Here is a 23004-nt window from a genome sequence, read left to right as displayed (position 1 = left end):
CCGTTTTTTTGTGAATGGCAATCAGCAGTAACCCCCGCTGACATCTAGCGTGGAATCGTTTTCTCGATTTTCGGCACACATCAGTACCCTCAGATAAACAAGGAGTGATCTGCGGGCGTGTATCCACATCACTACCGAGAACTCCAACGATGACACTTTCCGTCGTAAACCCAGCGTCGACCCAAACCTTCACCCCCAGCCCGTCAGCCGCCTCGGATACTTCATCCGACTCCGCCACGCCCTCTACCCCGCGCGCGCCGGGCGATAGCCAATTGGTGCAAAACTTCCTCAGTGCGCTCAACAGCACAAGAGGCGAATACGCCGCCCCGATTCAAATCCCGCCAAACTCCACACTGGGACAGTGGCGAACCCAATTGGCCATCGCGCTAAGTAACCCCGACTTTCAACACTGGATAAAGAGCAAAGGCATTGCGCCCGCAAGCATCGTCATTCTTCCCGACAGTGGTGCAATTTCGGCCGCCATTCACGGCCAGCGCCGCACGCTCAGCCTGACCGATAACTCCGGCTGGTCAACGGTTGCAGGCCCCATATTGTCAGCGAGCAAGGTCATCGCCAGTGGCGGCGCGGACCCCGTTCACTATAACGATGCCCTGCGCGATACGTTCGAGCTGGGCAAAGTCGCGCATTTCTATGGTTTGCCAGACCTGACAAAGGCCACGACAGACACGCTTGAACGGCCCCATGCCTTTGCCGCGCCCGCGCCAACCGACACCTACCGCTCCCCCTCCATACGCGGGGAACAGGCGCTATCAGAGCAGCAACGCACAGTCGCAGATATTTACAAGCGCCATGAGGCCACTGCCCACCCTGCCGCACCAGGTGACGCCGCACTGGTGGAAGGTTTCACCCGCGAATGGCAGAAAAAAATCGATGGCCTCCCGGCCGGGCTGATTGCGGTGCCGCCCCAGACAGTCCTGGGGCAATGGCTGGGGCACTATCGCAACGTGTTCGAAGGCCCGGTGGTGCAAAACTGGTTACGCGAACAGAAAATCGATCCTGCCACGGTGAAAATCGTTCCATCCACCGGTGCCATGTCAGCCAAGGTCTACGGGGTTGAAAAGCAGTTTTCGCTCAACGACACCTCGGGCTGGAGACAAGTCGCCGGGCCTTTGCTCGACGCCGCCAGCGTCATTGCGCCTGCCCCAAAACAATCCCTGAACCTGAGCTTCGGCGCAGGGTCTATCGGCGCGTCAATGAAGACGATCGCGACGTTTTATGGCGAACCCAATACCGCCAACGTCGGCCAGAGCCAGCAGCGCGTGCTCCAGTTAAATCGCCAGAAAACCTTCGACGCCCCGCCAAACGAAAAGCAATCCATAGGCGCGCTTGAAACACAGCGCGCCGCTGCCGGGCAGTTTTATACCCAGGCGCCTCAAAAACTGGCCTACACCAAGCTGGCAACAGGCGTGGCGCAAGCGATGCCAAACCTGCGCGCGCAGGCCAAACAACTGGCGCAGAACATCCTCCGGGAGCATTTACCCAAGGACCAACTGGCCAAACTGGAACCGTTGGACGCCGACAAACTGTACCTGCATCGCTTTCACGGCGGCGTGACGGAAGCACGCGCGCGGTCAGGTTGGGAGCACCCCGGTGAGGAGCCTCACAACTCGAAAACCCTGACGGAGGCGGTACTGAATAACTTCTCCGAACATGACTGGGACCCCGGCGAGCTGGATAGCAACGGCGGCATCTATACCGAAGGTCCAGGGCAGAGCAAGAAAAACGGCTACGGCGCGCACAACGAATTCCCCTTCTCCCCTTCCGTCTTCATGCGTGGCGTATGGAGTGCCAACTTCCAAGGTATCGCCACGAAAAAAATCGACGAGTTCTGGAACACGCACGAAAGCGATTTTCGTGCGGTGGCAAAAGGCGAATTCGTCAATCAGGCCCGCCAGCAGTTGAAGGCATTTGAGGCCAAGTCCCCGACCGAACAGGCGCTGTTGGCCGACGAACATAAATTCAGCCGTGATGACTATAAGTTGGTGATGGGGGCGGTCTCTAATGTTGCCGCTGATGAAAACACCCCCATCACCGTTGACCAACTGCGCGCGGAGGCACCGGCAAAAGGCAAACTTCGGGCACATGCCTTCGATATAAACGGTTATCCCAGCAACATCATTCGATTTGCCGATCTGGATGACGGCCAATACAACTACGAAAACAACCGTCGAGACGGCAGGCAAATACTCTGGATTGCGGGCGCCACCCCGGCGTTTTTACGCTTCGACTCGCTGAAGAAAATGGACGACTGGGTGGTCGATCAAGCCAAGGACCCGCAAAAACGCGCAGCCCTGGCCTCACACTTTTCCGCCTATAACCGCCAGGACGGCGGTGCTTTCGGCAAGTACGGCGTGGACTCTTCACTGGCCCATCTCGCCAGTGGCGACTGGGAGAGCTGGGAAGGCAAAACCATCGACCGCGGTGATATTAAAATCGAGAACGACGTCTTTACGCACCTCAAGGACGAGGCGAAAGCGCGCATGACCAGCGACGCCGATACGGCAATCAAATCCAACAAAGAGGTCAACCGGGATACCTGGCTTCATGACATTTCGGTGGGCGCGCAACTCTTTGCCAAACTGGCGCCCCTTGGCTGGCCGCTCGCCGCTGCCGCAGTCGGTACCGGCCTTACGGAAATCGCGCTGGGCGCTGAAAAAGCCGGGTCGGGCGATACCCAGGCAGAACGCAAAGATGGCGCCTGGAAAACCTTCGACGGCACACTTAACACGCTGTTTTCGGCGGGCGCCAGCGGGGCGGCGAAAGATCCGTTTGAACTGCCGCAAGAAAAACTCCCGTCGCCAGAGGCACCGGTTCCGCCCATTGGTGAAAACCCAATCCATACACCGCAGGCGGACGGATCAGGCATCCCTCCCACCCTGAATACACCGCCTTTTACGGCCAACCGCTTCCGGACGCCTTCATCCAGCCTCGTAAAAATGAGCGAGCATGCCGTGCCTAATGGCGAGCAATTCATCGCCAATACCACGCCCGATGCGCTGGGTGTTTATCGAGTCACGGACAGCGAGGGCAAGCGCTGGAACTTTGTCCGTCATACCGATGAAACCGGCAGCAGCAAGGTATTCGAGATCGAAAGCCGTTACCGGATGGGGGATAGCGCAACGTCGATTATCAGCCCTGCGACCGGCAGGGCGGTGATGCGCGTCCATCCTGGCCGTGACGGCGAATGGGTAAGAGCGCCGGCTGATGGCGGCATGAAATGGCCATGGCAACGCTCGGTTTCGCCGACGCCAAGTACCGAAGCCAAGCTCTCGCCAATGATTTCAGACCAGTTCCTGGAACTGGATGGCTCGAAAATGAAGGGGGCCGACATACTGGACAAATACTTCAATCTTAATGAACACGGTTATACCTACGGCATTGTCGTGAACGATGAAGGTAACACCCTACCGCAAATCTCCTGGACAACCGAAGAGAACCCAGCCAAGGCCACACTGCCCCCAAAAGCCAGCGCTTCGACGTTAGGCACAAGCGATTACAGTGAGCAGTTCATTAAAGATATCAATCGCAGCAAGTTCACAATACAAACACCGGATGGCATCGCACTGGAAATTGACATCGCCAAGCAGCAGCAGGAAGCAGGCAAGAAATTCTCAACCGACGAACTCAATGAAGCCATACAAAAAAATGTCGAGGCCCTTGAAAGAGTCATTCCTGATCCCGCACTAAGAGCACGAGTGTCTGAAGTTGCCAATCAATGGCTGCTAGGCGCTGCCCCGGATGAATTTCAGAGTTCTCGATTCAAAGGCACCGTCTTTGGTAGCGGACGTGATCCACATTACTACATCCACTATGACCCGGCAGAAGGTGTCACCACCGTCACCGCAAAATCCGATTTCATCGTTACCAAACTAGACGAACAGGATGGTGAACTCGAACCTATTACTGACATCCATGCAAAAGCCTCAAGGACGATAACGATACGAGCCAGCAATGAAATTGGCAGCGACGGTTATGTCATAGAACCCTCGGCGCCTACACGTATAGAAATCACACCGACGCTGAACTGATAAGCACCCATCCACTATCTGCTCCCCCCTGAACGGCGGTAACCTCGGTGACCGCCGTTTTTTCGTTTGGGCAGTGTTATATGCCAGCCATCTCAGGGGTCTCCATGGACAGAATCACCTTCAAACCACTGCTCCTCGCCGCCGGCCTGTTGGCCTGTATGCCGATGGCCCAGGCCGCCAGCACCCTGGTCTACTGCTCTGAAGCCAGCCCCGCCGGTTTCGACCCCAGCCAGTACACCAGCGGCACCGATTTTGATGCCTCTGCCGAAACCGTGTTCAACCGCTTGACCCAGTTCAAGCGCGGCGGCACCGAGGTCGAGCCCGGCCTGGCGACCAGTTGGGAGGTCTCCAAGGACGGCCTGGCGTACACCTTCCACCTGCGTGACGGCGTCAAGTTCCACACCACCGATTTCTTCACGCCCACCCGCGACTTCAACGCGGATGACGTGTTGTTCACCTTCAACCGCCTGCTGGATGCCCAAAGCCCGTTTCGCAAGGCCTATCCATCCGAGTCGCCCTACTTCACCGACATGGGTTTGAACACCACGATCAAAAGCGTCGACAAGCTGGACGAGCACACCGTGCGTTTCAGCCTGAATAACGTCGATGCCTCGTTCGTACAGAACCTGGCAATGAGCTTCGCCTCGGTGCAATCCGCCGAATACGCAGCCCAACTATTAAAGGAAGGCCGGGCCGAAGAGATCAACCAGAAACCGGTGGGCACCGGGCCGTTTGTATTCAAGCGCTACCAAAAGGACTCGCAGATTCGCTATGTCGCCAATAAACAGTATTGGAAACCCGAGGATGTGAAGCTCGACAACCTGGTGTTCGCGATCACCCCGGACGCCGCGTCGCGCTTGCAGAAACTCAAGGCCGGCGAATGCCAGGTCAGCGGCTACCCGCGCCCCGCCGATATCGAGGTGATGAAACAAGACCCCAACCTGCGTGTGCTGCAACAAGCGGGGTTCAACCTCGGCTTTCTGGCCTACAACGTGACGCATCCGCCGCTGGATCAACTCAAAGTGCGCCAGGCCTTGGACATGGCCATCGATAAACCCGCGATCATCAAGGCCGTGTACCAGAGCGCCGGCCAATTGGCGCAGAACGCATTACCTCCCGCACAGTGGTCTTATGACCCGACGATCAAGGATGCCCCCTTTGACCCGACCAAGGCGCGAGCGCTACTAAAAGAAGCAGGGGTTGCACCCGGTACTACCATCAACCTGTGGGCGATGACCGTACAGCGCGCCTCCAATCCGAATGCGCGAATGTCGGCACAAATGATCCAGCAGGATTGGGCAAAGATCGGCATCAACGCCAACATCGTCAGCTATGAGTGGGGCGAGTACATCAAGCGCGCCAAGAATGGCGAGCACGATGCGATGATCTACGGCTGGACCGGCGATAACGGCGACCCGGATAACTGGCTCGGCGTGCTCTACAGTTGTGCCGCAGTGAAGGGCAGCAACTACGCCAAATGGTGTAACCCCGCCTACGACAAACTGGTGCAGCAGGCCAAGGTCAGCAGCGACCGCGAGCAGCGTATCAAGTGGTATCAGCAGGCGCAGAAAATACTTAAAGAACAAGTACCTATAACGCCTATTGCGAACTCGACGGTTTTCCAGCCGCTTCGAAAGGAAGTGCAGGACTTCAAGATCAGCCCCTTTGGCCTGACCCCGTTCTACGGCGTGAGTCTAGATAAGTAACAGCAACGCCCCAACTGAGTGCGCCAGACGTCTCAGTTGGGCCTTTTTGGTGCCTCTTCCGCCCCGAAAAAACCCTCAAAATGTACGCATTTGTGTCGTAAGTTTCATATTTGCGACATTCTTGTACGTTCGTACCACTCTTTCACCCTTGCAACCGTTCAGCATCTTGCAATGGGTATGGCCCCTGCATAAGTATCCGCAGGTCGACTCACGAGGTCGCCCTCACTACCAAAAATGACAACAAATCATGAGGCCAACATGCTTAAACACGCAGTCATTCCGTTACTTGTTAGCGCTGGCCTTATGGCCGCAGCGCCTTTCGCCCAAGCGGCGACTAACCTGGTGTTCTGCTCCGAAGGGAGCCCGGCCGGTTTTGATCCAGGCCAGTACACCACCGGAACAGACTTCGATGCTTCGGCCGAAACCATGTTCAACCGCCTAAGCCAGTTCGAACGTGGCGGCACCGCCGTTGTTCCTGGCCTGGCCACCCGCTGGGACGTGTCCCCGGATGGCCTGACGTACACCTTCCACCTGCGTGAAGGCGTCAAGTTCCACACCACCCCGTACTTCAAGCCCACTCGTGAATTCTCGGCTGACGACGTACTGTTCACCTTCAACCGGATGATCAACAAAGACGATCCATTCCGTAAGGCCTACCCCACCGAGTTCCCGTACTTCACGGACATGGGGATGGACACCAACATCAAGAACATCGAGAAAGTCGATGCCCACACGGTCAAGTTCACCCTTGGCACCGTGGACGCCGCCTTCATCCAGAACCTGGCGATGAGCTTCGCGTCGATCCAGTCGGCCGAATACGCCGCCCAACTGCTGAAAAACGGTACGCCACAGGACATCAACCAGAAGCCAGTCGGCACCGGCCCGTTCGTGTTCAAGAGCTACCAGAAAGACTCGAACATTCGCTACACCGGCAACAAGGACTACTGGAAACCTGAGGACGTGAAGATCGACAACCTGATCTTCGCCATCACCACCGACCCGTCGGTACGCATCCAGAAACTCAAGAAAAACGAATGCCAGATCACCCTGTTTCCGCGTCCGGCCGACCTCAAGGCACTGGGCGACGACAAGGATTTGAAACTGCCGCACCAGGCCGGTTTCAACCTGGGCTACATCGCCTACAACGTCATGCCGGTGCTCAAGGGCCAGACCGCGCCTAACCCGCTGTCCGACCTGCGCGTACGCCAGGCGTTGGACATGGCGGTGAACAAGCAGCAGATCATCGACTCCGTGTACCAGGGCGCTGGCCAATTGGCGGTCAACGCCATGCCGCCGACCCAGTGGTCCTACGACACCACCATCAAAGATGCCCCGCACGACGTGGCCAAAGCCAAGGAACTGCTCAAGGAAGCCGGGATCAAGGACGGCACCGAGATCACCCTGTGGGCCATGCCGGTACAACGTCCGTACAACCCAAACGCCAAGCTGATGGCCGAGATGCTGCAGAACGACTGGAAACAGATCGGCCTGAAGGTCAACATCGTCAGTTACGAATGGGGCGAGTACATCAAGCGTTCCAAAGGCGGCGAGAACCAGGCCATGATCATTGGCTGGAGCGGCGACAATGGGGACCCGGACAACTGGCTGAACGTGCTGTTCGGCTGCGACTCGCTGTCGGGTAACAACTTCTCCAAGTGGTGCGACAAGAAATTCGACGGCATCGTGAAAGAAGCCAAGGCCACATCGGATGTCGCCAAACGCACCGAGCTGTATAAGCAGGCGCAACATATCCTCAAAGATGCAGTCCCGATGACACCTATCGCGCACTCGACGGTGTATCAACCCATGCGCAACACCGTACAGGACTTCAAGATCAGCCCGTTTGGTCTGAACTCCTTCTACGGCGTGGGCGTAAGCGGCAAGTAAGGACCGATAGCGGCGACGCTTGATAACGTCGCCGCTATTGCATCCGCCAGACCAGTAGGAAACAGACCACATTCGCGCTCGCTGCCGTCCTACGGCAATGAACTTCGATTCGCGGCTCCGTTGCCTACAAGGTCAGTCAGATTTTGCGCATTTACTGCGAAGTCCTCGACCCCTAACGTCGTAGGACAGCAGAGGCTCCAATCTGATGGGCACTTGCTGTGTGTGGGATCAGTGATGTCCCCCTGGCCGTATGCCGGGGTGATTGCTCGCTGATGACAACTACAAACAAGGATCGGGATCGTCATGCGCCATACCACCGTTCTATCCGCAATTTTTGGCACCAGCCTGCTGGCTGTAGCCACGATGGGCCACGCCGCCGAGAAAAAGAGCCTGGTGTTCTGTTCGGAAGGCAGCCCGGCAGGCTTTGACACCGCGCAGTACACCACCGCCACCGACAACGATGCCGCCGAGCCGCTGTATAACCGCTTGGTTGAGTTTGAAAGGGGCGCGACCAACGTCGTACCGGGGCTAGCCACCAAGTGGGATATTTCGCCAGATGGCCTGACCTACACCTTCCAACTGCGTGAAGGGGTGAAATTCCACAGCAATAAAGAGTTCAAGCCCACGCGTGACTTCAACGCCGACGACGTGTTGTTCACCTTCAACCGCATGCTTGACCCCGAACATCCGTTTCGCAAGGCCTACCCCACCGAGTTTCCATACTTCAACGGGATGAGCCTGAACAAGAACATCGCCAAGGTCGAGAAAACCGGCCCGTACACCGTGGTGATGACCCTGAACACGGTCGACGCGGCGTTCGTGCAAAACATCGCCATGAGCTTTGCCTCGATTCTGTCGGCCGAGTACGCCGAGCAGTTGCTCAAGCAAGGCAAGCCCAGCGATATCAACCAGAAGCCGATCGGCACCGGCCCGTTCGTCTTCCAGCGCTACCAGAAAGACTCGCAGATCCGCTACACAGGCAACAAGCAGTACTGGGACCCGAGCCGGGTCAAGCTCGACCAACTGATCTTTGCCATCAACACCGACGCTTCGGTGCGGGTGCAAAAGCTCAAGGCCGGCGAATGCCAGATCACCCTGCATCCGCGCCCGGCGGACGTCGACGCCCTCAAGGCCGACCCGAACCTGCAACTGTTGACCAAGCCAGGCTTCAACCTTGGCTACATCGCCTACAACGTGCGCCATAAACCATTCGACCAGCTCGAAGTGCGCCAGGCGCTGGACATGGCGGTGAACAAGCAGAGCATCCTGAACGCCGTGTACCAGGGCGCGGGGCAACTGGCGGTCAACGCCATGCCACCGACCCAGTGGTCTTATGACGACAGCATCAAAGACGCCGCCTACAACCCGGAGAAAGCCAAGGAGCTGCTCAAGGCCGCCGGCGTGAAGGAAGGTACCGAGATCACCCTGTGGGCGATGCCGGTGCAACGGCCGTACAACCCCAATGCCAAGCTGATGGCCGAGATGCTGCAGAACGACTGGGCCAAGATCGGTCTCAAGGTCAAGATCGTCAGCTACGAGTGGGGCGAGTACATCAAGCGCACCAAGAACGGTGAGCACGACATCAGCCTGATCGGCTGGACCGGCGACAACGGCGACCCGGACAACTGGTTGGGCACCCTTTACAGCTGCGACGCCATTGGCGGGAACAACTACTCCATGTGGTGTGACCCGGCATACGACAAGCTGATCAAGCAAGCCAAGGTCGTCACCGACCGCGAACAACGGACTGTTCTGTACAAACAGGCACAGCAACTGCTCAAAGCGCAGGTGCCGATCACGCCCGTCGCCCACTCGACGGTCAACCAGCCGTTAAGCGCCAAAGTCGAAGGTTTCAAAGTGAGCCCCTTCGGCCGCAACGTGTTCTCGGACGTCAGTATCACCCCATAAGAAAATAACCGGATTGCGGAGAGTGGATAACACTCTTCGGCAAACGTGCAGCCTTCTATTGGGAAATTTCCTACGGCAAACGTTTGCAAATGCTTGAACGAGTTACACACCAATAGTCGGTTCACCTAAAAGACCGGCATAAAAAAAAGAGAACCAAAGGAGCTTCATCCATGAAACTGAGCAGCAAAGCGCTTCTGGCCCTGGCCATCAGCAGCATCACGGCGACCGCCTATGCGGAAACCCAGAGCCAGGACTTCGTTCCTACCACACTGGCCGGCGCCAGCGCCCAAAGCGAGGCCAAGGGCTTTATCGAAGGATCGAGCCTGGGCGGTACCACGCGTAACTGGTTCTCCAGCGAGAAAAAATTCCGCGGCGAGCGCTTTACCTACGAGAAGCACGGCCAGGAGCGCACCGACGCGAACCGCACGAACTGGCTGCAAGGCACCATCCTCAACTATTCGTCGGGCTTCACCCAAGGCACCGTGGGCGTGGCAACCGAAGTCGCGGCCTACAACGTAGTGGCCCTGGACCGCAGCAAGCGTGACATCAAGGGCGGCTCCAACCGCACCCTGGCTGACTCCGACGGCGACGCCGTAGGCCAGTGGAGCAAACTGGGCCTGGCCAACGCCAAGTTCCGCGTGTCGAACACCACCTTGACCGCCGGTCGCCAGAACTTCAGCAGCGGCATCATCGACACCATTGGCAACCGTGCGCTGCCTTCGAGCTTCGAAGGTGTGGCAATCAACAGCGAAGAGTTCAGCAACCTGTCGTTCCAGGGCGCCTACTTCGATCGCGTATCGCCACGTACCGAACAGAGCCTGTCGAAATTCCGCAGCGAATACGGCAATGGCAGGCAGGAAGCCGACCACGTCTACACCGCCGGTGTGAACTGGCAGCCACTCAAAAGCCTGAAAACCAGCTTCTTCGGCGCCAACGTCAAGGACTTCTGGAACCAGTACTACTTCGGCGCTACCCATGAACTGGGTGACAGCCAAACCCTGGCCCTGACCACAGGTCTCAACTACTACAAGACCGTCGACGAAGGCAAAAAGTTGATGGGCAAGATCGACAACGATACCTACTCGCTGTCGCTCGGCCTGACCCACCAGGCGCACAGCCTGACCTTCTCGTACCAGGAAGTGAACGGCAACGAGTACTTCGACTACCTGCACGAAACCAACGGTATCTACCTGGCCAACTCCCTGACCTCTGACTTCAACGGTCCGAACGAGAAGTCCTTCCAGGTTGCCTACGGCCTCAACATGGCCGAATACGGCGTGCCTGGCTTGAAGTTCAACATCTACTCGGCTCGCGGCTGGGGCATCGACGGCACTCACTACACCGGCGACGGCGGCGTGAGCAAGTTCGCTTACAACGGCATTCAGGCCCAAGACGGCGAGCATCACCAGGAATACGGCGTGGGTACTTCCTATGCCATCCAAAGCGGTGCCCTGAAGGCCACCACCATTCGTGGCACCTATGTGACTCACCGCGCCAGCGCCAACCAGGCTGACGGCAACATCCGAGAGTTCCGCCTGGTCACCACCATCCCGTTCAACATTCTTTAATCAGCGCCAGGTAGACGGCGGGCTCAGGACGAGCCCGCCCTCTACGCTTGTCTGGTCCCATCGATTGCAGAGGGCTCCGAATGAACATGCTCCCGTTACAAGCCGCCATTGCCGCTGCGCTGTTGAGCGTGGCGGTTGGCATTTCGGCCAAACCGCTGGTGGTCTGCACCGAAGCCAGTCCGGAAGGTTTCGATCCGGTCCTGTACACCACGGCCGTCACCGCCGACGCCGCCGCCGAAACTATGTTCAACCGCCTGGTGGACTTCAAGCCCGGCACCACCGAAGTGGTCCCCGCGCTGGCCAAAGACCTCCCGCAAATCAGCGCCGACGGCCTGACCTACACCTTCCACCTGCGTGAAGACATCAAGTTCCACACCACCGACTACTTCAAACCCACGCGCAACCTGAACGCCGACGACGTGCTTTGGAGCTTCCAGCGCCAGCTGGACCCGAAACACCCGTGGCACACCAAGTCCAACGTGGGCTACCCGTACTTTGAAAGCATGGGCTTCAAGGAACTGCTCAAGAGCGTCGAGAAGACCGACGATCACACTGTCGTCTTTACCCTGACGCGCCGTGAAGCACCGTTCCTGGCCGACCTGGCCATGGCGTTTTCCTCGATTCACTCCGCCGAATACGCCGACCAGTTGCTCAAGTCCGGCAAGACCGATGACCTCAACGCCAAGCCGATCGGCACCGGCCCGTTCATCTTCACCCGCTACGCCAAGGACGCCCAGGTGCGCTTCAAGGCCAACCCGGACTACTTCCGCGGCAAGCCACCGGCCGACCCGCTGATCCTCGCGGTCACCACCGACAACAACGTGCGCCTGCAGAAGCTCAAGGCCAACGAGTGTCAGGTCGCGCTGTATCCAAAGCCGGATGACATCCCAAGCATCAAGAAAGACCCGAACCTGAAGATCGATGAACTGGCGGCGATGACCACCAGCTACACCGCCCTGAACACCACCCACAAGTACATGAGCGACCCGCGGGTACGTCACGCGATCAACATCGCGTTCGACAAGGCCGGCTATACCAAAGCACTGTTTGGCGAAGGCAACGCCGTCGTGGGCACCGGCCCGTATCCACCAACGCTGCTAGGCTTCAGCGACACACTGAAAAACCCGCCACGCGACCTGGACAAGGCCCGCGCCCTGCTCAAGGAAGCCGGCGTACCGGAAGGCACCGAATTCACCCTGTTCACTCGCGCCAACGGCGGCCCGACCAACCCCAACCCAATGATGGGCGCCCAGCGTATGCAGGCGGATCTGGCCCAGGTTGGCCTGAAGGTCAACATCAAGGTCATGGAATGGGGCGAGATGCTCAAGCGCGCCAAAGCCGGTGAGCACGACATGGTTTCCGCAGGCTGGGTAGGTGATAACGGCGACCCAGATAACTTCCTCACGCCTAACCTGAGTTGCGATGCCGCCAAAAACGGCGAAAACTACGCGCGCTGGTGTAACGAGGAGTTTCAAGCCTTGATCGACAAGGCCCGCGCAATCGAGGAACCGGCAGCACGGGCTGCGCTCTATGAACAGGCACAGGACGTTTTCGGCAAGGATCAACCATGGCTTCCCATGGCTTACCCGAAACTGTTCACCGCCATGCGCAAAAACGTAGAAGGCTTTACCCAAAGCCCTCTAGGTAACAATAACTTCGCCACCACCCAGGTGAAGTAAATAAGAAAAACGCTCGACACCGTCGACGTTGACGGTGCCGAACCTGCCTAACCGGCTGATTGAGGTACACCACAAGATGTTTAGTTTTATTGCCCGCCGATTGGGGTTATTGATCCCCACATTCTTCGGCATCACGTTGCTGACTTTTGCGTTGATTCGCATGATTCCCGGCGACCCCGTCGAAGTCATGATGGGCGAGCGCCGCGTCGACCCCGAGATGCACGCACAGGCAATGGAACGCCTTGGCCTTAACAAGCCGCTGTATGCGCAATACCTGGACTATGTCGGCAAGCTCGCCCAAGGCGACCTTGGCGAGTCCCTGCGCACGCGCACCAGCGTGTGGACCGAGTTCACCGCACTCTTCCCGGCGACCCTGGAACTGTCCATGGCCGCCCTGTTGTTCGCCGGTATCCTGGGCCTGTTGGCGGGGGTGATCGCGGCCTTGAAGCGAGGATCGCTGTTCGACCACGGGGTGATGGGCATCTCCCTCGCGGGCTATTCGATGCCGATCTTCTGGTGGGGCCTGATCCTGATCATGTTCTTCTCGGTGAGCCTGGGCTGGACCCCGGTTTCCGGGCGTATCGACCTGCTCTACGACATCGAGCCACGCACCGGTTTCATGCTGATCGACACCCTGCTGGCAAACGAGCCGGATGCGTTCTGGGACGCCCTGCACCACCTGATCCTGCCGGCTATCGTGCTCGGCACCATCCCGCTGGCGGTGATTGCGCGGATGACCCGCTCGTCGATGCTCGAAGTACTGCGCGAAGACTACATCCGCACCGCCAAGGCCAAAGGCCTGTCGCCGGCGCGCGTCGTCTTCGTCCACGGCCTGCGTAACGCGCTGATCCCGGTCCTCACCGTGGTCGGCCTGCAAGTCGGCACCTTGCTGGCCGGTGCGGTATTGACCGAAACCATCTTCTCGTGGCCCGGCATCGGCAAATGGCTGATCGAAGCCATTGGCGCGCGGGACTACCCGGTGGTGCAAAACGGCATTCTGCTGATCGCCTGCCTGGTGATCGTGGTGAACTTCGTGGTGGATATCCTCTACGGCTTCGCCAACCCACGCATCCGTCACCAGCGCTGAGATCATGACCATGACCACACCCACTCCAGTGTCAGCAGTCGATCAAAGCCTGCTGTACCCGTCCCCGTACAAAGAATTCTGGCAAGCCTTCTCCCAGAACAAAGGCGCAGTTGCCGGCCTGCTGTTTATGCTGCTGATCGTGTTCTGCGCGCTCTTCGCCCCCTGGGTGGCGCCGCACAACCCCAGCGAGCAATACCGTGACTTCCTGCTGACCCCGCCGTCGTGGCTGGAAGGTGGGCAGATCCAGTTCCTGCTCGGCACCGACGAACTCGGCCGTGACTTGCTCTCGCGCCTGATCCAGGGCTCGCGCCTGTCGCTGCTGATCGGCTTGTCGTCGGTGGTGATGTCGCTGATTCCGGGCATCCTGCTCGGGCTGTTCGCCGGGTTCTTCCCGCGCCTGCTCGGCCCGACCATCATGCGCCTGATGGACATCATGCTGGCCCTGCCGTCGCTGCTGCTGGCCGTTGCCATTGTCGCGATTCTCGGCCCTGGCCTGATCAACACCGTGATCGCCATCGCCATCGTGTCGCTGCCGTCCTACGTGCGTTTGACCCGCGCTGCGGTGATGGGCGAACTGAACCGCGACTACGTGACCGCCGCCCGCCTGGCCGGTGCCGGCCTGCCCCGCCTGATGTTCATCACCGTGCTGCCCAACTGCATGGCACCGCTGATCGTCCAGGCGACCCTGAGTTTCTCTTCGGCGATTCTCGATGCCGCAGCCCTCGGCTTCCTCGGCTTGGGCGTGCAACCGCCAACGCCGGAGTGGGGCACCATGCTGGCTTCGGCCCGTGACTACATCGAACGCGCCTGGTGGGTCGTGAGCCTGCCGGGTCTGACCATTTTGCTCAGCGTGCTGGCAATCAACTTGATGGGCGACGGCCTGCGCGATGCGCTAGACCCGAAACTCAAGAACGCCGCCTGAGGAGCTTCCCATGTCACTGTTAGAAATCAAAAATCTCAACGTGCGCTTCGGCGACAAGACCGCCGTGCCGGTGGTCGACGGCCTCGACATTAGCGTCGACAAAGGCGAAGTGCTGGCGATCGTGGGCGAGTCGGGCTCGGGTAAATCCGTGACCATGATGGCGCTGATGGGCCTGATCGAGCACCCCGGCATCGTCACCGCCGACGCCCTGAACTTCGACGGCAAAGACATGCTCAAGCTGAGCAACCGCCAGCGTCGGCAAATCGTCGGCAAAGACCTGGCGATGGTGTTCCAGGACCCGATGACCGCACTGAACCCCAGCTACACCGTGGGCTTCCAAATCGAAGAAGTGCTGCGCCTGCACCTGAAGATGTCCAGCAAGCAAGCGCGCAAGCGCGCCATCGAACTGCTGGAAAAAGTCGAGATCCCTGGCGCTGCCAGCCGGATGGACGCCTACCCGCACCAATTGTCCGGCGGTATGAGCCAGCGTGTGGCCATCGCGATGGCGATTGCCGGCGAACCGAAGTTGCTGATCGCCGACGAACCGACCACCGCGCTAGACGTGACCATCCAGGCGCAGATCATGGACCTGCTGCTGGCCCTGCAAAAAGAGCAGAACATGGGCCTGGTGCTGATCACCCACGACCTCGCGGTCGTGGCAGAAACCGCCCAGCGCGTGTGCGTGATGTACGCCGGCCAAGCGGTGGAAGTCGGCCAGGTGCCGCAACTGTTCGATATTCCGGCGCATCCCTACAGCGAAGCGCTGCTCAAGGCGATCCCGGAGCACAGCCTCGGTGCCGCGCGCCTGGCCACGCTGCCCGGCATCGTGCCCGGCCGTTATGACCGCCCGCAAGGTTGCCTGTTGTCGCCGCGTTGCCCCTACGTGCAGGACAGCTGCCGCCAGACCCGTCCGGGCCTGGACCCTAAATCGAACAGCCTTGCACGCTGCTTCTACCCCTTGAACCAGGAGGTGGCGTAATGGCCGTCGTTCTTACCGCCCGCGACCTGACCCGTCACTACGAAGTGTCCCGTGGCCTGTTCAAGGGCCACGCCACCGTGCGCGCCCTCAACGGCGTGTCCTTTGAGCTGGAAGCCGGCAAGACGCTCGCGGTGGTAGGCGAGTCGGGTTGCGGCAAATCCACCCTGGCCCGTGCGCTGACGCTGATTGAAGAACCGTCTTCAGGCTCGTTGAAAATCGCCGGCCAGGAAGTTACCGGCGCCAACAAAGCGCAGCGCAAGCAATTGCGCAAAGACGTGCAGATGGTATTCCAGAGCCCGTATGCCTCGCTGAACCCACGGCAGAAAGTCGGCGATCAACTCGGCGAACCGTTGCTGATCAACACCAACCTGTCCGCCGCCGAGCGCCGCGAAAAGGTCCAGGCGATGATGAAGCAGGTGGGCCTGCGCCCTGAGCATTATCAGCGCTACCCGCACATGTTCTCCGGTGGCCAGCGCCAGCGGATCGCATTGGCCCGCGCCATGATGCTGCAACCCAAAGTGCTGGTGGCGGATGAACCGACCTCGGCGCTGGACGTGTCGATCCAGGCCCAGGTGCTTAACCTGTTCATGGATTTGCAGCAGGAATTCAACACCGCCTACGTGTTCATTTCCCACAACCTCGCGGTGGTGCAACACGTTGCCGACGACGTGATGGTGATGTACCTCGGCCGCCCAGTGGAAGTCGGCCCCAAGGACGACATCTACGCCCGCCCCTTGCACCCGTACACCCAGGCGCTGCTGTCGGCGACCCCGACCATTCACCCGGACCCGAACAAGCCGAAGATCAAGATCGTCGGCGAGTTGCCCAACCCGCTGAACCCACCGTCGGGTTGCGCCTTCCACAAGCGCTGCCCGTATGCGACCGAGCGTTGCAGCAGCGAGGAGCCGCAGTTGCGGCCGTTGGATAACCGCCAGGTGGCTTGCCACTATGCGGAGCAGTTCGTCGCCTGAAACGAGCACCGCGCTCCCGTGTGGGGAGCGCGGTGACACAGCGTTCTACAGCCCTTCCCGTCAGATTGCGCATCAGCCTGGTGGGAGGGGCTTTTTTTCGCCGGATCTACGTTTGGCTATCGCCTTCATCATCCGAGCTGTCATCGCCCGGCTCGTCGGTGGTGGAGTCGTCATCGCCCTTGCTGCCACCCTGATCCTCATCGCCAGCCTCCGATTCGGACTTGGCCAACTGCAGGACCTTGCCCTCCCCACTCTGAACCGCAAACACCGCCGCCCCGCTCTGTACGGGGTTATGTGCCCAGGCCGTCGACATTCCCAATGACAACAGCACCAGCACCTTTAGCAACAGCACGACGCGTTGAACAATACTCATGGTCGATCCCCTCCAGTCAGTAGGTGAGTCCCGCACGACGGCTGTTTAGTACCGCCAGCGTTGACGCTAGTCCCAATGCCGGGTTCTCGCCAATCCCATACCGGGGGAGATCAAAAAATGTGGGAGGGAGCTTGCTCCCGATAGCGGTGGATCAGCCAGCACAGAGAGTGGCTGATCCACCGCTATCGGGAGCAAGTCGAATCGTCGCACCGCCCCTCCCACAGGTTGTTTTGTCGCGCCCATGAAAAAGGGCGAAGCCATGACAGCTTCGCCCTCTTGTCCAGCGCTCAGACCTTAATGGTGCTCGCGGGTCGCGCGGAATTTCACATCCGGCCAGCGCTCTTCCATCAGCGCCAAATTGACCCGGGTCGGGGCCAGGTAGGTCAGGTGACCGCCGCCGTCGATCGCAAGGTTTTCCACGGCTTTGTTGGAGAACTCTTCCAACTTCTTCTTATCGCTGCAATCGATCCAACGCGCCGAATACACGGTGATTGGCTCGTAGGAGCATTCGACCTTGTATTCCTCTTTCAAGCGGCTGGCGACCACATCGAACTGCAGCACACCGACGGCGCCGAGGATGATGTCGTTGCTGCGCTCGGGGAAGAACACCTGGGTCGCGCCCTCCTCCGCCAGTTGCTGCAAACCTTGGCGCAGTTGCTTGGATTTCAGCGGGTCGCGCAGGCGCACGCGGCGGAACAGTTCCGGGGCGAAGTGCGGGATACCGGTGAAGCCCAGCGTTTCGCCTTCGGTGAAGGTGTCGCCAATCTGGATGGTGCCGTGGTTGTGCAGGCCGATGATGTCGCCGGCGTAGGCTTCTTCGAGCTGTTCACGCTCCGAGGAGAAGAACGTCAGGGCGTCGCCGATGCGCACGTCCTTGCCGATGCGCACGTGGCGCATCTTCATGCCTTTTTCGTATCTGCCGGAGCAGATGCGCATAAAGGCGATACGGTCGCGGTGTTTGGGGTCCATGTTCGCCTGGATCTTGAACACGAAGCCGGCGAATTTCTCTTCCACCGGCTCCACGGTACGCTCGTTGGCGACCCGGGCCAGCGGGCGCGGGGCCCAGTCCACCACGGCGTCGAGCACGTGGTCGACACCGAAGTTGCCCAACGCGGTACCGAAGAACACCGGGGTCAGTTGGCCGTCGAGGAATTCCTGCTGGTTGAATTCGTGGCAGGCGCCCTGCACCAGTTCCAACTGGTCGACAAAACGGTCGTACTCATCGCCCAGGTGGGCGCGGGCTTCGTCGGAGTCGAGCTTTTCGATGATTTTCACATCGGTGCGTTCGTGACCGTGGCCGGCGGTGTAGACAATGATGTAGTCGTCGGCCAGGTGGTACACCCCCTTGAAGTCGCGGTAGCAACCGATCGGCCAAGTGATCGGCGCGGCCTTGATCTTCAGGACGGCTTCGATTTCATCCAACAACTCGATCGGGTCGCGGATGTCGCGGTCGAGTTTGTTGATAAAGCTGACGATCGGCGTGTCGCGCAGACGGCAAACGTCCATCAGCGCAATGGTACGTGGCTCGACGCCCTTACCGCCGTCGAGGACCATCAAGGCCGAGTCCACCGCGGTCAGGGTGCGGTAGGTGTCTTCGGAGAAGTCTTCGTGGCCCGGGGTGTCGAGCAGGTTGATCATGTGATCGCGATATGGGAACTGCATGACCGACGTGGTAATGGAAATACCCCGTTGTTTTTCCATTTCCATCCAGTCGGAGGTGGCATGGCGGTCGGATTTGCGGGATTTCACCGTGCCGGCCACTGCGATTGCCTTGCCCATCAGCAGGAGCTTCTCGGTGATGGTGGTTTTACCGGCATCGGGGTGGGAAATAATGGCGAAAGTGCGGCGTTTCGCGACTTCGGCGGCCTGGTGGGTCATGGGAAATCGCCTGGCAGGTGAGTCAAAAAAGGGCGGCGAGTATAGCGCAAACCCAGGGTGCCGGACCACCGTTCACCCGGTTGGGGGTGGCTAAATACTGCCAAGTATGGAACCTTTTAAAAGGTAGAGACGTCCACTCCCCTGCTACCGCACTCGGAACAGGGGCTGAAAAATCAGCAAGTTAGCCTGACGAGGCTGCGCTCATAGCTCGACCTCATGCCGTCTTACCGGCATTGGCGAGCTGCTTTTCGCGTCCACATCCGTTGACAGCCAGAAATGGCATGCCACGAAGAAATGTGTTCGCCGACTGAACAAAAGGAGTCCGCCTGTGGCTATTCGCTATGGCAAAGGGCTGATAGGAGGAGCGGTTGTCGTCGCTCTCCTGGCCCTGCTGATCCACTGGATCGGCATCAACACGATCGAACTGTACCGCGACGATTTGTTGTTTTACCTGCAAGCTCACCTGATTCTCGTCCTAGTCTCCATGCTGGCCGCCCTGATTGTGGGCATCCCCGCCGGTATCCTGCTCAGCCGACCGAACATGGTCGGGCGCGCAGAACGCTTCATGCAAATCTTCAACATCGGCAACACCGTCCCGCCCCTGGCCGTACTGGCCATCGCCCTCGGCGTCCTCGGCATCGGCAGCGGCCCGGCGATCTTCGCGCTGTTCCTCGCCTCCTTGCTGCCCATCGTGCGCAACACCTACGAAGGCCTGAAAAACGTCCAAGGTTCGCTGAAAGAAGCCGCCACCGGCATCGGCATGACCCCGCGCCAGGTGCTGTTTCGCGTCGAGTTGCCGAACGCCGTGCCGATCATCATCGGCGGCGTGCGCGTGGCACTGGCGATCAACGTCGGCACCGCGCCGCTGGCGTTCCTGATCGGTGCCAACAGCCTGGGCAGCCTGATCTTCCCCGGCATCGCCCTGAACAACCATCCGCAACTGCTGCTCGGTGCCGCATGTACCGCGTTGCTGGCATTGCTGCTCGACGGCCTGGTGACCATGGCCAGCCGCCTCTGGCTGGAACGCGGGTTGCGTCCGTCTTAAGGCTTGGCATAGGAACCAACATGAAAAAACTGACATTGATATTGAGCTGCGTCCTGCTGTTCGCAGGTATTGCGCAAGCCGCAGAAAAACCAGTCATCCGCATCGGCGCCCGGGTGTTCACCGAACAGACCTTGCTGGCCGAAATCACTGCCCAGTACCTGCGCACCAAGGGCTATGACACCCGCGTAACCGGCGGCCTGGGCAGCAATCTGGCGCGCAGTGCCCAGGAAAGCGGGCAACTGGATATGCTCTGGGAATACACCGGGGTGTCGCTGGTGAATTACAACCATGTGGACGAGAAACTCAGCAGCGAACAGTCCTACGCACGGGTGAAAGAACTCGATGCAAAAAGAGGTCTTGCCTGGCTGTCGCCGTCTAAATTCAGCAACACCTACGCGTTGGCGCTGCCAGAGAACGTGGCCAAGGAATTTCCGCAGATCAACAGTATCAGCGACCTGACCCAAGCCCTGGCGCAAACAAACAAAGGCACGCGCCTGGTGGCCCTGGACACCGAATTCGCCAACCGTTCCGACGGGATGGACGGCATGGTCAAGCTGTACGACATGAACCTGACCCGCAAAAACACCCGGCAGATGGACGCCGGCCTGGTCTATACCGCGCTGCGTAATGGCCAGGTGTTTGCCGGTTTGGTCTACACCACCGACGGTCGCCTGAGCGCCTTCAAATTGAAGCTGCTCGAAGACGACAAACATTACTTCCCGGACTACACCGCCGCGCCGGTGGTGCGCCAGGCGTACCTCGATGCACACCCACAACTGGCGGCAGACCTCAAGCCGCTGGCCGCACTGTTCGACGATGAAACCATGCGCCAGTTGAACGCGCGGGTCGACGTCGACCATGAAAGCCCGTCCGCCGTGGCCGCAGATTTCCTGCGCCAACATCCGATCAACTAATTAAGAGGAGAAGACATGGAATTTCTGAACGCCTTTTCCCATCTTGATTGGGCACTCGTCCTGCACCTGACCTGGCAGCACATCACCCTGGTCGGCATCGCCGTGATCCTCGCGATTGTCGTCGGCGTGCCCCTCGGCGTGCTGATGACCCGTTTCCCGAGCTTGGCCGGCCCGCTGCAAGCCAGCGCCACCGTGCTGCTGACCGTGCCGTCCATCGCCCTGTTCGGTCTGCTGCTGCCGTTCTACTCCACATTCGGCCAGGGCCTGGGGCCAATGCCGGCGATCACCGCCGTGTTCCTCTACTCCCTGCTGCCGATCATGCGTAACACCTACCTGGCCCTGACCGGCGTGGACCCGGGTATTCGCGAAGCCGCCAAAGGCATCGGCATGACCTTCGGCCAGCGCCTGCGCATGGTCGAACTGCCCATCGCCGTGCCGGTGATCCTCGCCGGGGTGCGCACCGCCGTGGTGATGAACATCGGCGTGATGACCATCGCCGCCACCATCGGCGCCGGCGGCCTGGGTGTACTTATTCTGGCTTCCATCAGCCGCAGCGACATGTCGATGCTGATCGTCGGCGCCGTGCTGGTCAGTCTCCTGGCCATCTTCGCCGACCTGCTTCTGCAATGGCTGCAACGCTCGCTGACTCCAAAAGGACTGCTCAAATGATCGAACTTCAACACCTGACCAAGACTTTTCAAAGCAACGGCAAAACTGTCTCCGCCGTGAACGACGTAAGCCTGACCGTCAATGAAGGCGAGATTTGCGTATTCCTGGGGCCCTCGGGCTGCGGCAAGAGCACCACGCTGAAAATGATCAACCGCCTGATCAAACCTACGTCGGGCAAGATCCTGATCAACGGCGAAGACACCACCGACCTCGACGAAGTGACCCTGCGTCGCAATATCGGCTACGTGATCCAGCAGATCGGCCTGTTCCCGAACATGACCATCGAGGAAAACATCGTGGTGGTGCCCAAGTTGCTGGGCTGGGACAAGCAGAAATGCCACGACCGCGCCCGCGAGTTGATGAGCATGATCAAGCTGGAACCCAAGCAGTACCTGCACCGCTATCCGCGCGAACTGTCCGGTGGCCAGCAACAGCGCATCGGCGTGATCCGTGCGCTGGCGGCGGATGCGCCGTTGCTGCTGATGGATGAGCCGTTCGGCGCGGTCGACCCGATCAACCGCGAAATGATCCAGAACGAATTTTTCGAGATGCAGCGCGCACTGAACAAGACCGTGATCATGGTCAGCCATGACATCGATGAAGCCATCAAGCTGGGTGACAAGATCGCCATCTTCCGCGCCGGCAAGCTGCTGCAGATCGACCACCCGGACACCCTGCTGGCGCACCCGGTGGACGAGTTCGTCAGCAACTTCGTCGGCCAGGACAGCACCCTCAAGCGTCTGCTGCTGGTAAAAGCCGAAGATGCAGCGGACAACGCGCCGTCGGTCAGCCCGCAAACCCCGGTGGCCGAGGCCCTGGATCTGATGGACGAACTCGACCGCCGCTATGTGGTGGTCACCTGCGCCGAGAACAAGGCGCTGGGTTATGTGCGACGTCGCGACCTGCACCGTCAGACCGGCACTTGCGGTCAATACCTGCTCGAGTTCAACGCCACGGCGGCGTATGACGAGCACTTGCGCATCCTGTTGTCGCGCATGTACGAGTTCAACCGCTCGTGGTTGCCGGTGCTGGATGCCGAGCGGGTGTTTTTGGGTGAAGTGACGCAGGAGTCGATTGCCGAGTACTTGAGCTCCGGTAAGTCGCGTGGGGGCAAGACCAGTATCGTTTCGCCTGCCGAGACTGCGCTGGCCTGATCTGACACAACACGCGTAAAACTGTGGGAGGGGGCTTGCCCCCGATGGCGGTGTATCAGTCAATATATTCATGGCTGACACACTGCCATCGGGGGCAAGCCCCCTCCCACATTTGGCCTGTGGTGTGTCAGGGAAATACCCTCAATTATCCGCCTGCGGGGAACATCAATCCGTCACACCTGTCGGTTACATAAGTAGCTGCACGCGGTCCCGCG

General features: G+C 59.5%; 16 protein-coding genes. 14 read left to right on the top strand and 2 right to left on the bottom strand.

Translation table 11 applies throughout. From position 1 onward, the window contains the following. The first annotated feature begins 149 nt into the window (after positions 1-149). The 10 genes from P3S72_RS05135 to P3S72_RS05090 all read left to right on the top strand — a co-directional run bounded on the left by P3S72_RS05135 (position 150) and on the right by P3S72_RS05090 (position 16756). The gene (locus P3S72_RS05135; RefSeq protein WP_276196504.1) at positions 150-4049 is read left to right on the top strand and encodes a DUF6543 domain-containing protein; all 3900 of its coding nucleotides are present in this window, start codon (positions 150-152) and stop codon (positions 4047-4049) included. A 104-nt stretch (positions 4050-4153) separates the two neighbouring features. After that, positions 4154-5755 carry an ABC transporter substrate-binding protein gene (locus P3S72_RS05130; protein ID WP_276196503.1) on the top strand — a complete coding sequence of 534 codons (1602 nt, stop codon included), beginning with the start codon at positions 4154-4156 and terminating at the stop codon, positions 5753-5755. Between the two features lie 258 nt (positions 5756-6013). Then, positions 6014-7642: an ABC transporter substrate-binding protein gene (locus P3S72_RS05125; protein WP_276196502.1), complete on the top strand. Its 1629-nt coding sequence runs from the start codon at positions 6014-6016 to the stop codon at positions 7640-7642. A 303-nt stretch (positions 7643-7945) separates the two neighbouring features. Beyond that, positions 7946-9550, top strand: a complete 1605-nt coding sequence (locus P3S72_RS05120) for an ABC transporter substrate-binding protein (RefSeq protein ID WP_276196501.1) — start codon at positions 7946-7948, stop codon at positions 9548-9550. Between the two features lie 170 nt (positions 9551-9720). Beyond that, positions 9721-11118: an OprD family outer membrane porin gene (locus P3S72_RS05115; protein WP_276196500.1), complete on the top strand. Its 1398-nt coding sequence runs from the start codon at positions 9721-9723 to the stop codon at positions 11116-11118. Positions 11119-11198: 80 nt separating this feature from the next. Further along, entirely contained in the window at positions 11199-12797 is a 1599-nt protein-coding gene (locus tag P3S72_RS05110) for an ABC transporter substrate-binding protein (protein ID WP_276196499.1), read from the top strand. A gap of 76 nt (positions 12798-12873) precedes the next feature. Beyond that, the gene (locus P3S72_RS05105; RefSeq protein ID WP_247395514.1) at positions 12874-13884 is read left to right on the top strand and encodes an ABC transporter permease subunit; all 1011 of its coding nucleotides are present in this window, start codon (positions 12874-12876) and stop codon (positions 13882-13884) included. A 10-nt stretch (positions 13885-13894) separates the two neighbouring features. Then, positions 13895-14806 (top strand): ABC transporter permease subunit, encoded by a 912-nt coding sequence (locus P3S72_RS05100; RefSeq protein ID WP_247395517.1) that lies wholly within the window; start codon positions 13895-13897, stop codon positions 14804-14806. A 10-nt stretch (positions 14807-14816) separates the two neighbouring features. Further along, positions 14817-15785 carry an oligopeptide/dipeptide ABC transporter ATP-binding protein gene (locus P3S72_RS05095; protein ID WP_102617145.1) on the top strand — a complete coding sequence of 323 codons (969 nt, stop codon included), beginning with the start codon at positions 14817-14819 and terminating at the stop codon, positions 15783-15785. Next, complete coding sequence (locus P3S72_RS05090; RefSeq protein ID WP_247395518.1) at positions 15785-16756, top strand: peptide ABC transporter ATP-binding protein; 972 nt, start codon at positions 15785-15787, stop codon at positions 16754-16756. The genes P3S72_RS05095 and P3S72_RS05090 overlap by 1 nt, the downstream gene beginning before the upstream one ends. 106 nt (positions 16757-16862) lie before the next feature. Here P3S72_RS05090 and P3S72_RS05085 read toward each other — a convergent pair whose 3' ends face one another. Both P3S72_RS05085 and P3S72_RS05080 read right to left on the bottom strand, forming a co-directional pair. After that, positions 16863-17129: a hypothetical protein gene (locus P3S72_RS05085; protein WP_276196498.1), complete on the bottom strand. Its 267-nt coding sequence runs from the start codon at positions 17127-17129 to the stop codon at positions 16863-16865. A 294-nt stretch (positions 17130-17423) separates the two neighbouring features. Then, on the bottom strand, positions 17424-19007 hold the full coding sequence (locus tag P3S72_RS05080; RefSeq protein WP_247395520.1) for a peptide chain release factor 3: 1584 nt from the start codon (positions 19005-19007) through the stop codon (positions 17424-17426). A gap of 328 nt (positions 19008-19335) precedes the next feature. Here P3S72_RS05080 and P3S72_RS05075 point away from each other — a divergent pair, with 328 nt between their 5' ends. The 4 genes from P3S72_RS05075 to P3S72_RS05060 are packed head-to-tail and all read left to right on the top strand — an operon-like array spanning position 19336 to position 22789. Beyond that, positions 19336-20052 (top strand): ABC transporter permease, encoded by a 717-nt coding sequence (locus P3S72_RS05075; protein WP_247395521.1) that lies wholly within the window; start codon positions 19336-19338, stop codon positions 20050-20052. Between the two features lie 20 nt (positions 20053-20072). Further along, entirely contained in the window at positions 20073-20966 is an 894-nt protein-coding gene (locus tag P3S72_RS05070; RefSeq protein WP_247395522.1) for a glycine betaine ABC transporter substrate-binding protein, read from the top strand. A 15-nt stretch (positions 20967-20981) separates the two neighbouring features. Further along, complete coding sequence (locus P3S72_RS05065) at positions 20982-21635, top strand: ABC transporter permease (RefSeq protein ID WP_247395523.1); 654 nt, start codon at positions 20982-20984, stop codon at positions 21633-21635. After that, positions 21632-22789, top strand: a complete 1158-nt coding sequence (locus tag P3S72_RS05060; protein WP_276196497.1) for an ABC transporter ATP-binding protein — start codon at positions 21632-21634, stop codon at positions 22787-22789. Before P3S72_RS05065 ends, P3S72_RS05060 begins: the two co-directional genes overlap by 4 nt. Positions 22790-23004 lie beyond the last annotated feature (215 nt).

This window comes from Pseudomonas sp. D3 (assembly GCF_029320995.1).
Classification (GTDB): domain Bacteria; phylum Pseudomonadota; class Gammaproteobacteria; order Pseudomonadales; family Pseudomonadaceae; genus Aquipseudomonas; species Aquipseudomonas paraveronii.
This window is presented reverse-complemented; position numbering and strand designations above follow the sequence as displayed.

Excerpts from the sequence above, each read along its gene's own strand:
- P3S72_RS05130 (WP_276196503.1), top strand. The coding sequence starts at position 4,154 with ATGGACAGAATCACCTTCAAACCACTGCTCCTCGCCGCCGGCCTGTTG.
- P3S72_RS05085 (WP_276196498.1), bottom strand. The coding sequence starts at position 17,129 with ATGAGTATTGTTCAACGCGTCGTGCTGTTGCTAAAGGTGCTGGTGCTG.
- P3S72_RS05070 (WP_247395522.1), top strand. The coding sequence starts at position 20,073 with ATGAAAAAACTGACATTGATATTGAGCTGCGTCCTGCTGTTCGCAGGT.
- P3S72_RS05115 (WP_276196500.1), top strand. The coding sequence starts at position 9,721 with ATGAAACTGAGCAGCAAAGCGCTTCTGGCCCTGGCCATCAGCAGCATC.
- P3S72_RS05110 (WP_276196499.1), top strand. The coding sequence starts at position 11,199 with ATGAACATGCTCCCGTTACAAGCCGCCATTGCCGCTGCGCTGTTGAGC.
- P3S72_RS05125 (WP_276196502.1), top strand. The coding sequence starts at position 6,014 with ATGCTTAAACACGCAGTCATTCCGTTACTTGTTAGCGCTGGCCTTATG.
- P3S72_RS05135 (WP_276196504.1), top strand. The coding sequence starts at position 150 with ATGACACTTTCCGTCGTAAACCCAGCGTCGACCCAAACCTTCACCCCC.
- P3S72_RS05100 (WP_247395517.1), top strand. The coding sequence starts at position 13,895 with ATGACCACACCCACTCCAGTGTCAGCAGTCGATCAAAGCCTGCTGTAC.
- P3S72_RS05080 (WP_247395520.1), bottom strand. The coding sequence starts at position 19,007 with ATGACCCACCAGGCCGCCGAAGTCGCGAAACGCCGCACTTTCGCCATT.
- P3S72_RS05060 (WP_276196497.1), top strand. The coding sequence starts at position 21,632 with ATGATCGAACTTCAACACCTGACCAAGACTTTTCAAAGCAACGGCAAA.
- P3S72_RS05065 (WP_247395523.1), top strand. The coding sequence starts at position 20,982 with ATGGAATTTCTGAACGCCTTTTCCCATCTTGATTGGGCACTCGTCCTG.
- P3S72_RS05095 (WP_102617145.1), top strand. The coding sequence starts at position 14,817 with ATGTCACTGTTAGAAATCAAAAATCTCAACGTGCGCTTCGGCGACAAG.
- P3S72_RS05105 (WP_247395514.1), top strand. The coding sequence starts at position 12,874 with ATGTTTAGTTTTATTGCCCGCCGATTGGGGTTATTGATCCCCACATTC.
- P3S72_RS05090 (WP_247395518.1), top strand. The coding sequence starts at position 15,785 with ATGGCCGTCGTTCTTACCGCCCGCGACCTGACCCGTCACTACGAAGTG.
- P3S72_RS05120 (WP_276196501.1), top strand. The coding sequence starts at position 7,946 with ATGCGCCATACCACCGTTCTATCCGCAATTTTTGGCACCAGCCTGCTG.